15 protein-coding genes are annotated in these 21,458 nt (G+C 49.6%); 3 read left to right on the forward strand and 12 right to left on the reverse strand.

Translation table 11 applies throughout. The features are described 5' to 3' along the window. Positions 1 to 8 precede the first annotated feature (8 nt). Both BN4609_RS12880 and BN4609_RS12885 read right to left on the reverse strand, forming a co-directional pair. A complete protein-coding gene (locus BN4609_RS12880; protein ID WP_068857049.1) occupies positions 9 to 1,739 on the reverse strand; it encodes an MAG1210 family protein in 1,731 nt (576 codons plus the stop codon). Positions 1,740 to 1,750: 11 nt separating this feature from the next. Continuing rightward, positions 1,751 to 2,500 (reverse strand): LemA family protein, encoded by a 750-nt coding sequence (locus BN4609_RS12885; protein WP_068857050.1) that lies wholly within the window; start codon positions 2,498 to 2,500, stop codon positions 1,751 to 1,753. Positions 2,501 to 3,176: 676 nt separating this feature from the next. On the opposite strand from BN4609_RS12885, the gene BN4609_RS12890 reads away from it, so the two are divergent. Both BN4609_RS12890 and BN4609_RS12895 read left to right on the forward strand, forming a co-directional pair. Next, positions 3,177 to 4,181 (forward strand): aminodeoxychorismate synthase component I, encoded by a 1,005-nt coding sequence (locus BN4609_RS12890; RefSeq protein WP_084791619.1) that lies wholly within the window; start codon positions 3,177 to 3,179, stop codon positions 4,179 to 4,181. Continuing rightward, on the forward strand, positions 4,165 to 4,770 hold the full coding sequence (locus BN4609_RS12895; protein ID WP_068857051.1) for an aminotransferase class IV family protein: 606 nt from the start codon (positions 4,165 to 4,167) through the stop codon (positions 4,768 to 4,770). The genes BN4609_RS12890 and BN4609_RS12895 overlap by 17 nt, the downstream gene beginning before the upstream one ends. 65 nt (positions 4,771 to 4,835) lie before the next feature. Here the strand turns inward: BN4609_RS12895 and BN4609_RS12900 are convergent, their stop codons facing one another. From BN4609_RS12900 to BN4609_RS12950, 10 genes are all read right to left on the reverse strand, one after another. Next, the gene (locus tag BN4609_RS12900) at positions 4,836 to 5,447 is read right to left on the reverse strand and encodes a polysaccharide deacetylase family protein (protein ID WP_021993592.1); all 612 of its coding nucleotides are present in this window, start codon (positions 5,445 to 5,447) and stop codon (positions 4,836 to 4,838) included. 13 nt (positions 5,448 to 5,460) lie between these two features. Further along, on the reverse strand, positions 5,461 to 8,787 hold the full coding sequence (locus BN4609_RS12905; RefSeq protein WP_068857052.1) for a protein O-mannosyl-transferase family: 3,327 nt from the start codon (positions 8,785 to 8,787) through the stop codon (positions 5,461 to 5,463). 1,007 nt (positions 8,788 to 9,794) lie between these two features. Further along, positions 9,795 to 10,508 carry a metal ABC transporter ATP-binding protein gene (locus tag BN4609_RS12915; protein ID WP_241033265.1) on the reverse strand — a complete coding sequence of 238 codons (714 nt, stop codon included), beginning with the start codon at positions 10,506 to 10,508 and terminating at the stop codon, positions 9,795 to 9,797. Next, the gene (locus BN4609_RS17015; RefSeq protein ID WP_241033266.1) at positions 10,496 to 11,308 is read right to left on the reverse strand and encodes a metal ABC transporter solute-binding protein, Zn/Mn family; all 813 of its coding nucleotides are present in this window, start codon (positions 11,306 to 11,308) and stop codon (positions 10,496 to 10,498) included. The genes BN4609_RS12915 and BN4609_RS17015 overlap by 13 nt, the downstream gene beginning before the upstream one ends. A 29-nt stretch (positions 11,309 to 11,337) precedes the next feature. Then, complete coding sequence (locus BN4609_RS17020; protein WP_021993587.1) at positions 11,338 to 11,790, reverse strand: YqaA family protein; 453 nt, start codon at positions 11,788 to 11,790, stop codon at positions 11,338 to 11,340. Continuing rightward, positions 11,775 to 12,707, reverse strand: coding sequence for a hypothetical protein (locus BN4609_RS12930; RefSeq protein ID WP_068857054.1), 933 nt, complete (start codon positions 12,705 to 12,707; stop codon positions 11,775 to 11,777). Before BN4609_RS12930 ends, BN4609_RS17020 begins: the two co-directional genes overlap by 16 nt. A 60-nt stretch (positions 12,708 to 12,767) precedes the next feature. After that, positions 12,768 to 14,036, reverse strand: a complete 1,269-nt coding sequence (gene purD, locus BN4609_RS12935; protein ID WP_068857055.1) for a phosphoribosylamine--glycine ligase — start codon at positions 14,034 to 14,036, stop codon at positions 12,768 to 12,770. An 81-nt stretch (positions 14,037 to 14,117) separates the two neighbouring features. Continuing rightward, on the reverse strand, positions 14,118 to 16,304 hold the full coding sequence (locus BN4609_RS12940) for a S9 family peptidase (RefSeq protein ID WP_068857056.1): 2,187 nt from the start codon (positions 16,302 to 16,304) through the stop codon (positions 14,118 to 14,120). After that, the gene (locus BN4609_RS12945; RefSeq protein WP_021993583.1) at positions 16,294 to 17,781 is read right to left on the reverse strand and encodes a THUMP domain-containing class I SAM-dependent RNA methyltransferase; all 1,488 of its coding nucleotides are present in this window, start codon (positions 17,779 to 17,781) and stop codon (positions 16,294 to 16,296) included. Before BN4609_RS12945 ends, BN4609_RS12940 begins: the two co-directional genes overlap by 11 nt. 74 nt (positions 17,782 to 17,855) lie before the next feature. After that, complete coding sequence (locus BN4609_RS12950; RefSeq protein WP_068857057.1) at positions 17,856 to 18,764, reverse strand: serine O-acetyltransferase; 909 nt, start codon at positions 18,762 to 18,764, stop codon at positions 17,856 to 17,858. 324 nt (positions 18,765 to 19,088) lie between these two features. Between BN4609_RS12950 and BN4609_RS12955 the strand changes: the two genes are divergently transcribed. Continuing rightward, entirely contained in the window at positions 19,089 to 21,332 is a 2,244-nt protein-coding gene (locus tag BN4609_RS12955) for an inorganic phosphate transporter (RefSeq protein WP_068857058.1), read from the forward strand. Positions 21,333 to 21,458: the final 126 nt, after the last annotated feature.

Genomic DNA, 21,458 nt, shown 5'->3' on the forward strand with positions numbered 1-21,458 from the left:
GTACTGTTTCACAGTTTCGATGCGATGTGTCTTCTATACAGCTTTAAACCCGATTCTGCCAACACATTGTCTATATGAGCAGCACGTTCCTTATGAGTAATGCCGTCAATCTCAATGTCATTATCTTCCTTTATATATATTTTTCCCAATCCTTCAACCGGAAGATACTCATCCCAATACACCGGGACATTATGGTAACGTCCGTCTCCGCCATAACGTTTTACATATGTCACCCGTTCTATAGAACTGTACCCGTATGCGTGAACAGTCAAAGTGGATCTGTCATTGACGGTGTGCCCCCGTTCCGTTTTAAGAATACAGTCTGTCACACATCTTGGATGAGCGAAATGTTCCTGTCCCCAATAATTGGCTAATGCCTCATGTTCCCAGAACGAACTGTGCCGTTCCGTGTCACGTCCGTAAATCTCCTGTCTGGGACGTATCTGCTGATACATCGGCACACAAAGCAGCGGAGCAATACTGAAATATATTGCCCGGAAGTATTTCTCACTGGTAGAGCAAAAGAGTCTTTTCGCTTTTTCAAATTCATAAGTGCGAAATTGTTCAGGATCCATGTCCAGTTCAAGTTCCTGAATATGCTCCGGGGTGATGGTATTAATCATTTCCTGCTTATCGAAATCGAAATCATCGCCGTATCCGAAAACATCATCTTTAAGCAGTCTAAGCATGTTTTCCTGAGCGAGAGGAGTAAACAAAAGAGCAAACTGCTGGTTATTGTTGCGGTCGCTGGTATCAAAAGCGACTTCAAACTCTTCATTTGTCATCATCGCATAGTCTGCATTACTTAGCCTGCGGGCTTTATTGCGAAGCAAGGCTCTTCTCATTTTAAAGGACAAAGAGTCTTCCTTTCCTGCCAATCCACTATGTCTTCTGTGGAATATCAAGTCAGGAGCAGCCGTATTACAGTAGAAAAGACGTGTTCTCTCGTAATATTCCGGATATGGAGCAATTACGGTAGCGGTAAGAGTCTCAGAATGTCTTACAGTACGATATTTACCTTCTGAATCGCGCTCACGTGTTGTCCAGTGTATTGTCTTAGAACCTTTATATGTTTTGGTACCCATCTTCATCATTCTCGTCCTGCACAGAACAAACGGATTACCATTGATTAGACCGGAATGACAATATATCACTGAACGCTCCGCATTGAACGAATCGTTCCAATCATACACCTCCCTCATATCTGCAAGACGTTGTGCCGTGAAATTCGGGTCAAACTCTAATTGAGGAATGGTTTTACTCATTAAGCGCGTCATTATATCCCAGTCGTACAAACGGTTAAGCGGTTCCATCTGCTTCCACGCCTCATTTGTGAATACGTCTATTTCCCCACAAAGGCTTTCCCGTTCTGTTTTCAGGTCCCTCAGCTTAGGATAAACCTTAGTAAAAAGAAACGCCACATCCACAATCGTTGCCAGAACAATCAGTCCTTTGCCAAGTCTGTCAAGCTCATCATATAAACCGAAAAAGCCTACAACACCCGCCACTGCCGCTATAATCAACACAACACTCCTAACCTTCCAGCTATATATATCTGAATTCAAGAATGAAAGGTCTACATTCCTGTTATATATCTTACTGCAAGTAATACGGTTTGCCGCGACATCCACATCAGCCTCTTGCGCCAATTCGTCAAATGTCTGCATCGCAATACGTCTGAAGCGGTCGCGGAACACATTCTTGTATTCTGCCAAAGGGTCATATATGTCATTATCCATATATGTAATCTTTAGAAGAATTTATCTCTGGCTCTCTCGCGTGTATCGGCAGAGACAGTGAACGGGATGCGCGTTGTGTAACCCTGACGGGCTGCCACTATCATTTTGGTAGGCCAACAGAAGATGTCATTATTCCACTGTGTGACACGGCTGTTGTACACGGTACGCGCCGCAGTTATCTCACGCTGAAGATAACTGTTCTGCTGCATTGCGTCAGCTATTGCGTTATGCGCCTTCAGCTCAGGATAAGCCTCCACCTGCGGGAACAGACGTCCGAAAACCATATCCGTCTGACGGCTAACCTCCTCCCGGTTCGTTCCATTCACTTTTCCGCCACGCAACGCAGCCACCGTAGTCATGACTTCCTTGTCCAGACTGATTGCCTTTTCAACAAGTCCGACTACATTTTGCAGAATCTGTACGCGTTGTTCGAGATAGTTGTCAATGTTCGAAGCCTCCGCCTGAATACGCTGTTCCAGCTGCTGGAAATAATTATGTGCGGATATTTTCATAAAAACGAATATCACACCCGGCAGTATGCCGACGACACAACCGAGCACCGCGAACAGTGAAGGATTTTCAAGTGTATCGCCAAAAAGGAAAACATACAATAATACAAGGCATGGTATTACCGTCCACAATGCGATTTCAAAGAGAGTTGAACCGAATCCTATCTCAACCGGCAACTGACGGTCGATCACCCTTACATCCCGTCCGTTATCGTTAACCGGACCGGTTACTTCATCTAAAAGATTTGCCATATCATACGAGGTTTATAGTTTCACATTATGAAATGACCGCTGCGTTTTATCTTCGAGGTAAATACCACATATTGAATTTCCACATTCCATGCCATGCCTTATACGATAACAGTGCATGTTATACAGACTACGCATGTGTCATTATCATATAATTATATTTGCAAATATATAATTTTAAATTCATACATTCATCTCTCATGACTAAGAAAATAAGCCGTACAACCAGAACTACTGAAAGAAAGAAGAACAGACAAAGACTTTTTGCCTGATTTGTAACAATCCTGATAAGAGTGCGCCTGCCCGTTAGCTTTTGCCTGCACCGGAAATTTCATATAAGGAAACAACGTTCCATATCCACATCATACACATTTCATGATTACCCGTAAGATACTTGCGTGAGAATAAAAAAGTAGTTACCTTTGCTCCAACACACATAACCGGTAGCACTGATTAATAAAAAAACGTAATACCGTCTCAATATAATCCGACACAATGGCTTTATGTCATACATTAACGCAGGCACATTTTGAAGAACTCGCAATGATATATGCTCAGGACACGAAAAGACGGTTCATACCGGAAAACATATGCGAACAACACACACAAACACACATCCGGACTATAAGAGACACACATCCGGACTGACAAAAGACGGAATACAAAAACATGCAAGACAATGAACAGCATAGAAAGATTATTCATTGACAAGGAACAGGCAATAAAGAGAATGAACTCATTAGGCAAAGAAAGGACTCCCTTTTTCTTCCTTACAGACTTCGGAACAGAACGTTGCCTTGTGGAAAGAACCGATGATTTACCTGCAAGCGAGCTACAGTTCGTCTTTCCAGGACATTCCCACATCAGCAGACAAAAGCCGGACGAAATGCCTGGAAAGATTGAGTGGGAAACTTATCCCGAATCATTCGACACGTACAAAAAATCATTCGACACTGTGCAAAGCAATATCCTTGCAGGCAACTCCTTTCTGACCAACCTTACCTGCGCCACGCCTGTGAGGACAAACATGTCTTTGGAGCAGATATTCAACTTCGCGGAGGCACGATACAAATTATGGTTGAAAGACCGGTTTACGGTATTCTCGCCTGAGACGTTTGTCCGCATACACGACGGATTAATATATTCCTATCCCATGAAAGGAACAATTGACGCCGCCATTCCCTGTGCCCGTGAAAGGCTTATTAACGATGTCAAGGAAAGAGCGGAGCACGCAACAATCACCGATTTGATACGCAACGACCTCAGCCAATCAGCGACAGAAGTGACCGTGACACGCTTCATGTACTTGGAAAAACTGACTACAAACAGGGGCGCCTTGTGGCAGATGAGCTCAGAAATACGCGGTCGGCTGGCGTCAGACTACAGGCAACAGCTCGGCGACATCATCTTACGGATGCTCCCGGCAGGTTCAATATCCGGAGCGCCCAAGAAGAAAACGGTTGACATAATACACCAGGCAGAAAACTACAACAGAGGTTTTTACACAGGAGTCATGGGATATTTTGACGGAGACGACCTTGACAGCGCGGTGCTGATACGCTTTATCGAACAGGACGGCAAAGGCAGAATGATTTTCAAAAGCGGAGGCGGAATAACATTCCAAAGCAATGTACGGAGTGAATATGAAGAAATGAAACAGAAAGTATATGTGCCGATTTATTGAAACCATATGCATAGAAGACGGGCAGATATTGAACCTCCCGCGCCACCAGCAGCGCGTCGACTCGACAAGAAGACATTTCTTCGGACAGATGCCGCGACTGAATCTGGGAGAGCACATCCGCAACACCGGATGCGGCAACGGTCGCATACGGTGTCGTGTGACCTACGGTGCCGACATTCAGAACATAGAATATTTCCCGTATCACATACGCAGTGTCAAGACCTTAAAACCAGTGGAATGCGATTCAATGGAATACAGCTACAAATACGCAGACCGCTCCGCACTGGACTCACTTTTCACCAGACGCGGAGAGGCGGACGACATTCTGATAGTACGCAACGGACTGCTTACAGACACATCCATTGCCAACATAGCCCTTTGGGACGGCAGACAATGGCACACCCCTACCCGTCCGCTGCTGAAAGGAACACGCCGCGCCGAACTGCTTGACAACGGAATACTGACAGAACATGACATTCCTGTGGAAAAGATATGGACCTACAGGAAGATAAGACTGTTCAACGCCATGCTGCACTTTGGCGAAATAGAATTACCATGCGCAGACATACAGAGACCGACAGCACCGTAACAGTGCAGCGAAAAAACAATACACATAAATAAAAAACGAATGAGGCAAGCCCAGAAAGCCTTGCCTCATTCGAATATTCTGAATTCATATCCCTGATCCTTCAGCCACTGTAGTGCCTGTGGCAGTGCGAAATGCAGTTTGTCTATGCTCTTCAACGAATCGTGGAATGTTATTATTGAACCGTTGCGCGCATAGCGTCTGACATTCTCAACCACATCATCCGCCGTCATCCATTTTGAATAGTCGCGCGTGACGAGGTCCCACATCACAATCCGGTATTTACGTCTGAGCCACAGATATTGCGCATAGCTCATGCACCCGTGCGGCGGTCTGAAGTACCGGGCTTTTATAAGTTCGTTGGCAGCATTGGTGTCCTTGATGTAGGTTGCGGCAAAATGCTTGAATCCGCCAAGGTGATGGAAAGTGTGGTTGCCGACCTGATGGCCGGCAGCCACTATACTGTCATACAACTCCGGATATTTCCTCACGTTGTCGCCTACCATGAAGAACGTGGCGCGCGCGCCATACTCGTCCAGAGTTCTGAGAATGAAAGGAGTGGATTCCGGTATCGGTCCGTCGTCGAACGTCAGATAGACGGCTCTCTCCTTCCTGTCCATTCTCCATAGAGCTCTCGGATATAACCAGCGTAACCACTGTGCAGGCTGTTCTATGATCATAAATCCGGAGGGTTTATTTCAGTTCCACCCCACCCTTGCTGATGTATGTCGCATAGAGAGCATTAAGTCTCTGCATGCGCTTTTCGGCAAGTTTGGCGTCTACCAGAGCAGTCTGTTCGGCAGTGCTCTTCAACATTACAACCTGCCGCAGGAAGTCGTTCTGCGCCTGAGTGAAGCGCGAGCCGTTGAGCGACAGATACCATACGGCATACTGTTCGGCATTCTTCCACACCGCGTCAAGCAGTTTCGCCGCCTTGGCTTTCTGTCCGGCAAGCGCGTAAGCCTGCGCCATATCAGCTCCGGCAGACATAAACGTGACGGGCACATTATAGTCGGGTATCACCTTCTGACACTTGTCGAGCACCTCAACAGCCTTGTCCTTCTTGTTCTCTTCCACGAGCGCGAGGGCAAGTATGGCAAACAGGTGGCGGTGAGTGTAGCACATACGCATTACGGTCTCGTCGAGATAGAGTCCCGGTTTCTCCAGTCCGCCCCACTTGTAACGGTTCATGAGGTTATTGTACATCTTCTCCGTGTCGATGTTCTTCATGCCCGGATTCTTCGTTGTGAACGGAGTGATGCGGTAAGCCAGACCCTCCTGCACAAAGTTGTCGCCGAGATTCATGTAGTATTTCTCCGCTACTGTCGTCGCGATGTATAACGGACGAGTCCAGTTACACTGCGCGATCATCTCCAGCATCATAAGGCTTTCCTTGCCGAGTCCGCGCTTTCCTGCAAGCGATATGACCATCTTGTCGGGTATGGAGTCGCCCGCCATGAGCATGCCGCTCTTCCTCACAGCCTCCTTGTCTATCTTCACATAGACCGTATCGGTAGGAATGATGCGCATGTCCTTGTCTTTCGAGCGTACCCAATATTTCATAATGTTCTTCACATCGAAAGGGTCGTCTCCGAACTGCGCCCTTGCCTGTTCCGGATTCTGTTTGTAGTATTCCATTATGTCCTGCTTTACATAAGGATGAATCTCCACAAGCTCGTTCGTTCCAGAGCAGTAGTCGATGCGCGGCCATGTTATAGGAACAGGAGGAGAATCGTATGCCGGACGTTTCATCTGGTCGATATACCAGTCAGTCTGCAGGTAGCTGAGGTTGCAAACACGAGTGTCCGTGCGCACGCCCTCAACCTCCTGATTATACCACAGGGGGAAGGTGTCGTTGTCACCGTTTGTGAATATAATCGGATTGCCCTTGTCCTGAAGCGTCATCAGATAGTTCTGTCCGAAGTCACGGCATGTGTATCGTCCGCTGCGGTCGTGGTCGTCCCAAGTCTGGCTTGCCATCTGTATGGGGACAAACAGGCACACCACGCCGGCGATGGAGGCGATGACGAGTTCGTGACCTTTGATTTTCTTCTTCAGATAATCAATGATTGCAGCCACACCCATGCCGCACCAGATGGCAAACGCATAGAAAGAACCGGCATATGCATAGTCGCGCTCGCGGGGCTGCTGCGGTGTCTGGTTAAGATAAATGACTATCGCGAGTCCTGTCATGAAGAACAGGAAGAAGACAACCCAGAACTGCCGTATTCCGCGACGTCCTCTCCACGCCTGCCAGAACAGACCGAGCAGACCAAGCAGGAGCGGCATGCAATAGAACACGTTATGTCCTTTGTTGTTCTGGAGCTCGTCCGGCAGCTTGCTCTGGTCACCAAGCATCAGATTGTCTATGAACGGGAAGCCGGTTATCCAGTTGCCGTGCTCGGGCTCACCGTTACCCTGTATGTCGTTCTGACGACCGGCGAAGTTCCACATGAAATACCTCCAGTACATGAAGTTGCACTGGTATGAAAGGAAGAAACGTATGTTGTCCCACTGCGACGGAATCTTCACCGTAACCGGCTCTCCGCACATGTCGTAAGGCACTTCAGTGCCGTCCACACCGCCCATCCAGCTCTCATACGCCGCCGCATGGTCCGAACTGTGCATACGCGGGAACAACATGTTCTGCGCATATACGAGCTTGTTCTTGTGAGCCACCACGAAGTAGGAATCCTTCTCCGCACTGTCCACCTTCTCCTTACGCTGCCATATGGGCGCGCCCTCTTTCGTACGCACTTCGCACATGCCTCCCTTTATGTCGTACTCGAACTTTGACGTGTATGCCTGACCGTACAACAGCGGACTGTCGCCATACTGGTCGCGGCTGAGATAGCTGCCCAGCGTGAAGATGTCCTCAGGAGAGTTCTGGTCCATCGGAGGGTTGGCAGAAGAGCGTATCACAATCACGGCGTAGCTGGAATAGCCTATCATCAGCATCAGCAGGCACAGCAATACGGTGTTCTTGGCACGTGCCGTGACATAAGGCACGAGTTTCTTCTCCACTTTCCGCGTACGTCCCAGCACGTAGTAAAGCACTGCAAGCACCACAGCCCCTATCACTGCTGCCGACCATCCGTACCCGTAGAAAGGTATGCCGAGCATGCCTACGGACAGGACGAACGCTATGTTCTGCCTTCTGAGGTTTCTTCCGGAATACGTCTCATATATTGCCCAGATGACAGTTGCCACGAGCAGCAATATATAGATTATCTCTCCGGTATTGAACGGACATCCGAGCACATTGACAAAAAGAAGCTCGAACCATCCGCCAACAGTCACAATGCCCGGAACAACGCCGTAAAGCACAGCCGCAACGATGACAAACGAGATGACGAGCGCGACAAGCGAGCCTTTGAGTTCGATGTCCGGGAAACGGCGATAGCAGTAAACCAGCACAATGGCGGGTATGCAGAGCAGATTGAGAAGGTGTACACCGATGGAGAGACCTGTCATGTATGCTATGAGCACAAGCCAGCGGTCGCTGTGCGGCTCGTCAGCATGGTCTTCCCACTTGAGTATAAGCCAGAACACCACAGCGGTGAAAGCGGAAGAGTAAGCGTACACCTCGCCCTCCACCGCGGAGAACCAGAAAGTGTCGCTGAATGTATAGATGAGCGCGCCGACAAGTCCTGATGCCTGAATGGCTACAAGCTTTGCAGTTGTCAGCTGGCTCCAGTCTTTAAGTATGAGCTTGCGGGTGAGATGCGTTATAGTCCAGAAAAGGAACAGTATGGTCGTAGCACTCAGGAGCGCGCTCATCGTGTTCACCATTCTCGCAACCTGTGACGGGTCGCTCGCAAACTGCGAGAACAGGTTTGCAGTCAGCATGAAAAACGGTGCTCCGGGCGGGTGACCGACCTCTAATTTATAACCTGTAGTGATAAATTCCGGACAGTCCCAGAAGCTGGCTGTCGGCTCAATTGTGGAACAATACACAAAGGCTGCAATCAAAAAAGTCAGCCATCCAAGCGTATTGTTCACTAACCTATAATTTTTCATTTATAATTTAGATATGTGTTATACATTCTTTAAATCATATGAAAAAACGAGACTGAACACATGAAATGCTTTCAAGTTGTACGGCTCTGAAGCTATTTATGACACAATATGCTGACAGGCATATCCTCATAAATTTCATATCGTGAATGCAAAGATAACATTTTTATATGATAAAGAAACTTTAATATATGTGCATTAATATAATTTAATGAACACGCCATGCCATTATGAAATATATGGGAAGGTGGGAGGGGGAGAAAGGGAGAAGGTGGGAGGGGGAGAAAGGGAGAAGGTGGGAGGGGGAGAGAGTGGGAAGGTGAGATGGGGAGAAAGGGTGGATGTAATACGGGGATTGGAACAACGTGAAGTCGCTGAGATTCGCGTGGAACGCTGCGGGATGCAGTCTGTCTGCGAATATGGAGTTTTTCAGTGTAAAACAGAAAGTGTTGGATATCAGAACATTACGCTTTTGGCGGTCGCAGTATGTCTTCATCCGCACGCGGAACGGGCTTTTCCGCAATGCAGGAAAGGCTTTTCGGGCAGACGGAAGAGGCTTTATGGGGACATGAGACGGGCTTTTCCGTAACCGGAGAAGGCTCTGGGATATGTCTGAAAATGATAAAACGAGGCTGCGAAAAGGCGGAAACGGGGAGACTGTGATGTAAATTTCGGGATAGGATGCGGGGTAAGCCGGAACAAGAACGCGGGAAAACGTGCGGACATCACAGAGCAGTCCGCCACAACGTTTCTATTTTGCAGAAAAATAATGTCAAGATTTTTTACTTCGCGCCATGTACGGATGCCTGTTCATGAAACGCGGTTCTGACGCTGCTGACGACTCCCGTGAAAGCAAAAAACTACACATACAAAAGCGGCGGACGGCTTCCGAATGTCTTCCGGCAACGGTTCCGGAACAATATCCGTGCCTTTTCTTATGCATCCGTTGACACACATGCCTCTGCTGTCAACGCAGGAATCACGCTCAGTGAGTTGCGGTGCGGCAACGGCTAACAGCGCATGCTTCCGGCTATATCCTCCTCCGTCACATCAGCAGCCGGGCAAAGGCGCACCGAGCGGTTGACAATGGCGATATGCTTCGAGTTATTCAACACCGAGTCGATATCGTGACTTACAATGACGACAGCACAGCTTTCGTTGATACGCGACAGCATCGTGTAAAGCTGGGTCTGGAAATGCCGGTCTATATAAGTGTTAGGCTCGTCAAGCACAAGCACTTCCGGACCGGACACGATTGCACGTGCGAGGAGCACCCTTTGCAGTTGCCCTCCGCTCAGCTCACCTATATGACGGTGCTGAAGATGGTCTATCTCCAGCGTGTGCAGCACCTCCCGCACCCTCTCCTGCTGCCGTCCGGCGTATGAGGCATACGGACGCAGCGAGGGCTTCAGTCCTGACAGCACCACGTCGTGCACTGAGACAGGGAACTTCCTGTCCAGACTGGTGTATTGGGGCAGATAGCCCATCGACAGGCTTTTCACCGTGTTGCCGTCGCGCATGTAGCGCACAGAACCCGACATCGGACGCATCAGACCGAGCAACACCTTTATCAGGCTGGTCTTTCCGCACCCGTTGGGACCTACAATGCCGAGGAAGTCGCGTTCCTTCACGCTTATGCTGACATCGTCCAGCACCACCCTGCCGTCATATCCCACCGACATGCCGTCAGTCTCTATGACAGACCGTTCTCTCATCTCAGACATCTTGCTACCTTTATCATTTCCTTCTGCCAGTCATATCCGAGCGGATCAATCTCTTCCATCACCGTCCCGGTACTTCCGGCTACACTCGATATGTTGCCGTTAGCGAACTCCTTCTGTACAAAAAACACCTTGGCACGTCCGTTCTTCGCCCTGTTTATCACACTCTGCATCTGTCGCGCGCTCGGCTCGCGGTTCTCCTCCTCCAGCGGAATCTGCGTAAGTCCGAAGTCGCGGGCGTAATACGTGAGCACGGGATGATAGATGAGGAAAGTGCGGTGCGACGCTTTCTCCGTCAGACGCCTCACCTCCGAGTCCACACGATTGATAGAGTCGACAAGACTATCGAGGTTTTTCTTGAAATAGATACTGTCTTTCTTGTCTATCCTAACAAGTGCCCTGTATATGTTTCCGGCAATTATGCGCGCATTGGCGGTGCTCATCCATGTGTGCGGATCGGCTATTCCGTTTTCTGTCTTCACCAATGATATGCCGTCGGAAGAATCCACTACGATGGCGTGGGGTGCGTTCTGCTCGAGCTTTTTCATCCAGGTACGCTCGAAACCTATGCTCCCCACCTTCACATACAGCACACTTCGCGAGAGGTTCACCATCTGTCTGGCTGAAGGCTCGTATGTCTCCGGGTTGCCTCCTTCAGGCACCATGGTCGCCACATCAAACCTGTCTCCTGCTATGCGTTCGGTGAAATATCTCAACGGTTCTATAGTTACCGTAATCACACGCTTGCCTGCGTCAGGTCCGCGACGGTCGCTGCACGAGACCGCCACAGACAGTATTGCCAACAAAAAAAGGATGTTATATTTTTTCATCATCAGAATATTAGTTCGACTCCGTATGCGAGAAACACGTATCTGAGCATCTTGCCGACAGATATGCTTATTACTGAAATGAGCACGTTGGCCCTCATCAGTCCGAGCATTATGGTTATGGCGTCGCCAAGCACGGGAATGAAAGCGAAGAAACCGACCCATGCCCCGCGCCCCGCCATGAAACGCTCGGCGCGCGACAGGCTCTCCTTGCTCACATGCAGATAGTGCTCTATCCAGTAAAGCTTGCCCAGACGGCCGATGCCGTAATTCATTATGGAACCGGCGACATTGCCTATCGTCCCGTAAACGACAAGCGGTCCGGGCTGCAATCCGGCTGCCAGCAGTCCCACCATGACCGCCTCACTGCTGAAGGGCAGTATGCTTCCGGCAAGAAAGGCGGATATGAGCATGCCCCAATATCCCCAATTAATCAAGAAGTCTATGAAGGCATCCATATACCATAAATTGTCATTAATAATATCGAAAGGACTATGACAAAAAACGAGACGTTTGTCAGTCGGGTGTTGGTGAACACGATGTAATGGGCAATCAGGGGCGCGGTGTTGACAACCATGATGCCTGTAAGCTCCGAGTAAAGATTCGGCTGAAGCGCCAGCAGTGCCATCACGTATATGCCTGTAATGGAAAATATCTCATAAATCATGCGGGTGCGTATCTTGTCCTTATAGCTGTTTCTGTGGAAATGCACGATACCGACGACCATAAACAGGGCAAGCATGGCAAGAACCATGATTCTGCCGTCAGTCAGCACGGTATGGTCGAACAGCTTTCCGAATTCTGCCAGCTTGCGGAAATGGGCGGCAAGAGCCTCCGGATTTCCGGTGTATATGTGATAACTGGCAAGAAACCAATAAGGGAAAACAAGTCCGATGACTGATGCGAAGAATGTGCGTATGTTGCCTGCAAGAACATTTGTGAACAGCAGAATCCACATCAGAGGGATCAGAAAGAACACATGGACAGACATTGTGCTTGCCAGTCCTATCATAAGAAAGGCATAGAACACAAGTCCCATGGAACTTTTGTTCTGGTAGGCATGAAAAAAGAACATGTAGAACACGATGAAACACAACTGTGTCAGAACCGACGATACGGGAGACACAAGAAGTCCGGACATCAGGAAAAGCACGATGTACGAGCATGAGACCATACGGCTGTATACGCGGATGATGGCGTTGGAGTTGTTCAGCTCCACCATAAGGTAGGAAGACACCGCCAGCACGGAGAACTGAATCCAAAGATTCCGCTCAGCCAGTCCGCACGCCATGCTCACAAGCAAGGCGTATACCGCTGTGACAGGCAGTGCGAAACGGCTTTCAGCCACTATGTTCTGTATTCTCTTTTTTGCCAAAATGATATTATGAGTTTGTTATCCTGTTATGCCACAGGCATGCGTTCAGCGACACCGGGCTTACAGATCCTGCCCGATGTCTCTTCTGAAATATTTGTCCTTAAAATTGACGAGACGCGCCCCTTCAAACGATTTCGCCAACGCCTCCTCACGGTTCTGACCGTAAGAGCATACTGCGATGACACGTCCTCCGCTCGTAACGACGTTGCCGTCTTTCAACTGTGTACCCGCATGAAACAGCACCGAGTCCTTCACCTTGTCCAGACCCTCAATGACATAACCTTTCTCATATTTCTGCGGATAGCCGCCGCTGACAAGCATCACACACACTGCGGCACGCTCGTCAAACTCAATTGTCTTCTTGTCGAGGCTGCCGTCAGCCACTCCTTCAAACAGGTCGACAATGTCGCTCTTCAGCCTCAGCATGACGCTTTCTGTCTCCGGGTCGCCCATGCGGCAGTTATATTCTATCACCAAAGGGTCACCGTCAACGTTTATGAGACCGAAGAAGATGAATCCCTTATAGTCTATTCCTTCCTCGGCAAGTCCGTCGACAGTAGGACGGATGATGCGGTTCTCCACCTTCGACATCCATTCCGGAGTGGCGAAAGGAACGGGCGACACGCTTCCCATGCCACCGGTGTTGAGTCCGGTGTCGTGTTCTCCGATGCGCTTATAGTCTTTTGCCTCCGGCAATATCTTGTAGTTCCTTCCGTCTGTAAGTACAAAGACCGAGCACTCTATGCCGCTGAGATACTCCTCGATGACTACCCTTGCGGAAGCGTTTCCGAACATACCGGCGAGCATTTCCTTCAGTTCCTTTCTGGCTTCATCAAGTGTCGGCAGGATGAGAACGCCCTTTCCGGCGCACAGTCCGTCAGCCTTCAGCACATAAGGGGCTTTCAACGTTTCCAGAAAAGCGAGTCCCTCCTCAAGTGTCTCACCCGTGAACGTGCGGTATTTTGCGGTCGGTATGCCGTGCCTTTGCATAAAACCCTTGGCAAAATCCTTCGATCCCTCAAGCACGGCACCTGCCTTTGACGGTCCGATGACGGGAATGGAAGATGTGCGCGGGTCGTTCTTGAAATCATCATATATGCCTTTCACCAACGGGTCCTCCGGTCCGACGACAACCATTCCGATGCTGTTTGCGACAGCAAATTCCTTCAACGTCTCAAAGTCGTCTGCCTTTATGTCAACATTCTCTCCACATCCGGCGGTGCCGGCATTACCGGGAGCGATAAACAGTCTGTCCACTTTCTCACTCTGGGCGATTTTCCATGCAAGGGCATGCTCGCGTCCTCCACTTCCAAGCAAAAGAATATTCATAAGCTATCTCTATTTGTTTACGTTTTGTCAATACAACACATAACGGCAGACAGAGGACATCCGGCTGCCGCATTATCACGTTTATTTGAGGTAATCCTCAAAATATTGGGTTATTCTCTCATGCAGATGAACACTCTGACGTCCTCGCATGTTGTGCGGTTCACCCGGATATACGAAGAAGTCGGGCTGTGTTCCGGCTGCTATGCAAGCCTGAAGGAAAGACAGGCAGTTCTGCGGAACGACCACAGGATCGTTCATTCCGGTGATGATCTGAAGTTTTCCTTTAAGGTTCTTTGCCTTATAAAGCAGACTGCTTTCCTTGTAACCGTCGGGGTTGGTCTGCGGAGTGTCCATGTAGCGTTCACCGTACATCACCTCATAATACTTCCAGTCGATGACCGGACCGCCTGCCACGCCAACCTTGAAAACATCCGGATAGGTGGTCATAAGAGATGTGGTCATGAATCCGCCGAAGCTCCATCCGTGCACGCCGAGGCGGTCGGCATCGACGTAAGGAAGGGTCTTGAGATAGCCGACACCGCAAATCTGGTCTTTCATTTCCTCGACACCGAGATGTCTGAATGTCGCCTGCTCGAAGTCACGGCCGCGGTCTGACGAGCCACGGTTGTCAAGAATGAACACGATGTAACCCTTTTGCGCCATGTAGGTTTCCCATCCGCGGCTCCAGAAATGCCAACGGGCTTCTACGTTTCTTACGCCAGGTCCGCCATAGACATAGACCACTGTGGGATATTTCCTGGACGGGTCGAAGTCGTGAGGTTTCACCATACGGTAATAAAGATCGGTGTTTCCGTCGGCTGCCTTTATCGTTCCCGACGTGAACTGCGGCACGGCATATCCCTTCCATGGGTCGTCCGCAACGAAGTAGCTCACTCTTTTTGCCGACTTCGTATCTATTATATCAATGTTGCGCGGAACGTCAGGCTCGGTGTAATTGTCTATTATCAGACTGCCCTTAGGAGACAAAGCGAGCCTGTGACCGTCACCGCTGTTGGCATGACAACCCTTGCCGTTATCAAGCAGTCTGCGCTTTCCGGTCGCCACATTGACCGAATAGATGTTGTTCTGAATGGGACTGCACTCCGTAGAAAGGATTATGGCAGACTTGTTCTTCACGTCAAATCCCATCAGTGCGAGCACCACCCACTTGCCGCTTGTAAGCTGTTTCGGCTCGCCGCCCTGCGTACTCAACAGGTAAAGATGGTTGTATCCGTCGCGCTCGCTCTGAAGTATGAACTTGCTGCTGTCCCATGGCAGGAAAGCGACAGGATTGACTGGGTGTACGTATTTGTCATGATGCTCATGATATAATGTATTCACCTTGTTGCCTGTCTGTGCGTCATAGGCGTCGAGACTTGCGTCGGTCTGGTCGCGGTTGACTTCTATCAGATATATCTGTCTGCCGTCCGGAGTCCACGAGATGTTTGTGAAGTATCTGTCTTTCGGGTCGCCCACATTCAGATAAACCGTCTTTCCGGTCTTCAGACTGTAGACACCTACAGTGACCTCATGGCTTGTCTCTCCAGCCATAGGATATTTCTCTGGCTCCAATGTCGCTATGCGCGTGTCTATATTCACAAGAGGATAGTCTGTCACCATGGACTGGTCCATGCGGTAGAAAGCCAGACTCTGTCCGTCGTTGCTCCAGAACAGACCTTTATTTATGCCGAACTCGTTGCGGTGGACACTCTGTCCGTACACAATATCTCTCGACCCGTCGGTCGTAAGCTGCACTGTCTTGCCGTCCTTGCCCACAACAAACAGATTGTCGTCCTTGACATAAGCGAGCGTCCGGGACACTGCGTTCCATTCTTCCGCCTGCATTCCCTGACCGCTGACATAGGATGCCGCCACCTCCTTCTTCTTCCAGTCAACCAGCACTCTCATGTGTCCGTTGGTGAGCATCACTATGTTCTTGTCAGCATAAGGGAACTGCGCGCTGTAAAGACTGTGTATCTTGCCGTCCTTGCCGAGTCCTTCCTTTTCTATCACATTATTTATATCGTCGAGCGTGAACAGCTGTTTCTCGCCGGCATTCTTAGGATTGACGTCACTGCACTTGTCGTAGTCGTTATGGACAAGAGTCTCTCCCCACCACGCTGTGTACCTGTTCTTCGGCGACATATTGTAATAGTTGTTGCCGCCAAAATTAAGATCCTCCAGTGAAAACTGCTTCAGCTGTGCGCCCGCATTGCCAAAATACATGCTGAAAATAACCAATAATAAAGTTGAAAACTTAATCCTCATCTGCCGGTCTCCTTTTTATGAATTTACCAAAATCACGTTCCTCGCGCTTGCCTCCGCGTCCGAAATGCTTTCCCCCGCGCTCCGTCTTCCTGAAATCACGGCGCGACGGTTTTCTGTCAGAGTCGTCCGAGGCATCCCGGTTTCTTCCGGCGTTGCGGCGTTCAGGCGTGTTCTTCATCCGCTCTATGGAATAGAACTTGAACGAACGGATGTCTGCGGCTTCGTTCTCCTCCTCCTCATCGATGCGCTTCTTGAACTCACGGTTTTTCTTGAAACGGTGTTTCTCAGCCATCTGTCTCTTTTCCTCATCGGTCTTGACTACTCCGCCCTCTGACCTGAACTCCTTCATCCTGCCGCCGAACATGGTGTACTTCCTGAACTCACACTCCAAAGAGCCGTTATATACAGGAATCTTTATCGACGGTTTCAGACCAATCTGGTCGAAGCATTCCTCACGATAGCTCAGCACCCACGCCTCATTGTCGGTGAACTCATGCTTCAGCCGCTCGCCTATCATCCTGTATGTGGCAAGCAGATTGGGCGTGGAGATGCGCTCTCCATAAGGCGGATTGGTGACGATGATGCTCTTGTTTGCCGGTTTTTTGAAATCAGCGAAGTCGGCTTCTTCCACAGTTATGTCGCCCGTAAGGCCTGCCGCCCTCACGTTAAGACGCGCTGTGTTTACCGCCTTCACGTCGATGTCGTATCCGTAGATGTGATGTTTGAACTCCCGTTCCTGCGAATCGTCGTTGTAGATGTTGTCGAACAGCTCCTTGTCAAAGTCGCTCCACTTCTCAAAAGCAAACTCCTTGCGGAATATGCCCGGGCTCATGTTGTGGGCGATAAGCGCAGCCTCAACAAGCAGGGTGCCCGATCCGCACATCGGATCGATGAAATCGCACTCACCGTGCCAGCCCGTCATGAGTATCATTCCGGCAGCAAGCACCTCGTTGAGAGGAGCCTCGACAGACTCCTGTCTGTAGCCTCTGCGGTGCAGGGATTCTCCGCTTGAGTCGAGCGAGAGCGTGGCGTTGTCCTCGGCAATATGTATGTTAAGGCGTATATCCGGATTGCTCACCGAAATATTCGGTCTTGTTCCGGTGTTCTCCCGGAACTGGTCTACAATGGCATCCTTAACCTTATAGGTCACGAATCTGGAGTTTCTGAACTCCTCCGAATAGACTACCGAATCGACAGAAAAGGTCTTTCCTTTTTCTATAATCCCGCTCCAGTCTATTTTTTTCACCTCATTATATACGTCATCTGCCGAACGTGCCTTGAAGTGGCTTATGGGTTTAAGAATCCGTATGGCAGTGTGCAACTGGAAATTCGCACGGTACATCATTTCCTTGTCGCCCGTAAACGAAACCATGCGGCGTCCTGTCTTGACATTGTTGGCTCCCATCTGTATCAGTTCTTTTGCAAGAACAGGCTCAAGTCCCATAAATGTCTTGGCTATGAGTTCAAATTCGTTCATATCTGTTTTTTGTGTTATATTCAGTCATTTCTTATTGTCCGCGATGTGTCACCGTGTATTTCACATGCTTGCGGCTACACATCCTGCCCATGCGTTCTTGCTATCTTAGTGTTGGGCTTCATGTCTTCCGTCACCCATTCATTGGCTCCCACCACGCAGCCCTCGCCTATCGTGACACGTCCCAGAATTGTGGCATTGGCATAAATCACCACGTTGTTCTCTATTATAGGGTGGCGCGGTATGCCCTTTATAGGGTTTCCCATACTGTCGAGCGGGAAGCTCTTGGCGCCGAGCGTCACTCCTTGGTATATCTTGACATTGTTTCCGATGACGCATGTCGCGCCTATCACCACTCCCGTGCCATGGTCTATTGTGAAGTATTTGCCAATGGATGCTGCGGGATGGATGTCTATTCCGGTCTCCGAATGAGCCATCTCGGTGATAATCCTTGGTATGAGCGGCACCCCGAGCAGATGGAGCTCGTGAGCCAGACGATAGTTCACAAGAGTCTTGATGATGGGATAGCACGAGATGACCTCGCCGCAGTTCTCCGCCGCCGGGTCACCGTAGTATGCCGCAGTGACGTCAGTCGAGAGTACGCTTCTTATTTCAGGAAGACGCGAGATGAGTTCCGCCGACAGTTCTTCCGCCCTTTCCGAAAGCCCCGTATTGTCGTCAGGAGCATCCTCGCTGCAACAGTCGCTGAAGCAAAGTCCTGCCTCTATCTGGTCGGAAAGCAGTCTGTGCAGCTTCTCGACGTTCACACCTATATGATAACGAATGGTTTTTGAGTCGAATGATGAATTACCGTAATAACCGGGAAACAGTATTGCCCGCGCCAGTGATATTATTTCTTCAAGCACCTTACCGGAAGGAAGAGGACTTCCGTCGCGATGATGATGACATATGCCTTTCAGCGATTCCGGTGCCGAAAGTCTGTCAACCGTCATTGTGAGCACATGAGTCAATTGTCCGTTACTCATTTCTTGCAATTGTGTATCAACATTTCATATGAAGCCATGCTCCTATAACTATCTCAGGCTATCTGCCGTCCCATGGCTAAAAACATATTATTCCGCCACAAAATTAATAATAATTATCTGAAAAAACAGCACAAACATTAAATAAAAATATGACGTAATGGCAAAAGCGGCGTATGCGTTCCGGCTCATTGAAAGGTGCGTCAGAGAGTGTGAAAGGAAAGGTGTGTTTGTAACACAATTGTAACATGTGTTTAAAAACACTGTAATATGACGGCTATAAATTTGCGGACTGAAAAAACATATGTGACAATTTTATAAATTTGTATGGAAACAGTTTATCTATGTATTGTTGTCTTTCTGCTGTGTCTGGCAGTATTCGACCTGTTTGTGGGCGTCAGCAATGATGCCGTGAACTTCCTCAACAGCGCCGTCGGAGCAAAGGTTGCGAAATTCCGCACGGTGCTTGTCATCGCGTCGCTTGGTGTGGCAGTAGGAGCTGTCATGTCGTCGGGGATGATGGATGTGGCGCGTCACGGCATCATGAGTCCGAACAACCTATCGTTCAACGAGGTGATGACCATATTCCTTGCGGTGATGGTGACGGACGTGATAATCCTCGACATGTTCAACACTCTGGGCATGCCTACCTCCACCACCGTGTCGCTCGTGTTCGAGCTGTTGGGCGGAACGTTTGTGCTTGCCACCATAAAGATGATAGGCGACGGCTCGCTGGGCTACGGAGACCTGCTCAACACAGACAAGGCTCTTAGCGTAATCATCGCCATATTCGTGAGTGTCGCGATAGCGTTTTTCTTCGGTATCGTGGTGCAATGGATTTCGCGAATCATCTTCACGTTCAATTATAAGAAGCACAGCCGCTACACCATAGCCATATTCGGAGGCATAGCGTTCACCGCGCTCGCCTACTTCATCTTCCTGCAGGGACTCGGCAAGTCGCCTTACATTGAGGCAAGCATACGCGAATGGATAACGGAAAACACCCGGATGCTGCTCGTCTACACATTCATAGGCTCCACGCTCATCATGGAAGTGCTACATCTGATGCGTGTAAACGTATTCAAGTTTGTGGTTCTCATGGGCACGTTCGCGCTCGCAATGGCATTCGCCGGCAACGACCTTGTGAACTTCATAGGAGTGCCGCTTGCCGGACTCGACTCATACAACGACTTCATGGCAAACGCCAACGGCGCGTCAGCCGACTCTTTCCTCATGACATCGCTCATGGAAAGCGCAAAGACTCCGCCCATATATCTCATAGCTGCGGGTGTGATAATGATAATAGCGATGGCGACATCGAAGAAAGCCCACAACGTGATAAAGACCAGCGTGGACCTCTCACGTCAGGATGAGGGCGACGAGATGTTCGGTTCGAGCCGCGCAGCACGCAGCATAGTACGCGCCACACAGGACGCCGACTCAGTGATAAAGCGTTACATTCCGCAGAGACTGAAGCAATGGATAGACAGCCGTTTCAACAAGAACGAGGCTGAACTGAGCGAAGGCGCTGCATTCGACATCGTACGCGCCGCAGTGAATCTGGTGCTCGCTTCCATGCTCATCACCATAGGCACCAACTACAAACTGCCTCTGTCAACGACATACGTCACATTCATGGTGGCAATGGGTTCAAGCCTTGCCGACCGCGCATGGAGCCGCGAGAGTGCCGTGTTCCGCGTGACAGGAGTGCTGAGCGTCATCGGAGGATGGTTCATAACGGCAGGAGCAGCCTTCGCGGCATGTGCCATAGTGTGCCTGCTGATGTTCTACGGAGGCATAGTGATACAGGTGGCGTTCATGATACTCGTGGTTTATCTCCTCATACGCAGCAACCGCCAGTATAAGAAGAAGGAGAAAGAGAGCGGCAAGAGCAACATGTTCCGACTGATGATGCGCACACGCGACCCGGAAATAGTATGGGACCTGCTCAACAAGCACGTAAGCAAGACGCAGAGCTTCGTGGCACGTTTCACCATAGAACAGTTCAACAAGATAATCGACGGTCTTGAAAACGAGAAGCCGAGCGTGCTGCGCCACGTACAGCGCGAACTGAGAAACGAGAAAGAGGAGCTGAAGAAATACCGCCGTCAGGAGCTGCTCGCACTGAGGAGAGTGCCAAGCGACATAGCAATAGAACGCAACACATGGTTCCATCTCGGCATAAACTCATCAGAACAGTACATATACTGTCTGCGGCGCATGCTCGAACCGATAAAGGAACACGTGGACAACAGCTTCAACCCGATACCTGAGATATTCGTGAACGAGTTCAGACCCATACGCGAGAAGATAAACGAACTGATGCGGCAGACCGAGAACATCATCTCGACAGGGCAGTATGAGAACTACCGCGAGGTGCTCGCCAACGCCGACGCATGCAAAGACCTGCTGTCGACCGTGCGCAAGCGGCACATCAACCGCATACAGCAGAGCGACGACAGCGACTTCAAGGTGTCGCTCGTATATCTGAACATATTGCAGGAAAGCCAGCAGCTGCTAAGCAACATGCGCCATCAGCTGAGAGCCGCGAAGAAGTTCATAGTAAACTGAAATACCTGTTTTTAAACTTTCAACCGATACGTCCGGAGCAGAACACAATCAGCTCTGGACGTTTTCCGTTTGTCATACGACTGAGAAAAGCATGACGCCTGCCTGCAATACAGGCAGACATGAAAC

It is taken from the genome of Leyella lascolaii (assembly GCF_900079775.1).
Taxonomy (GTDB): domain Bacteria; phylum Bacteroidota; class Bacteroidia; order Bacteroidales; family Bacteroidaceae; genus Prevotella; species Prevotella lascolaii.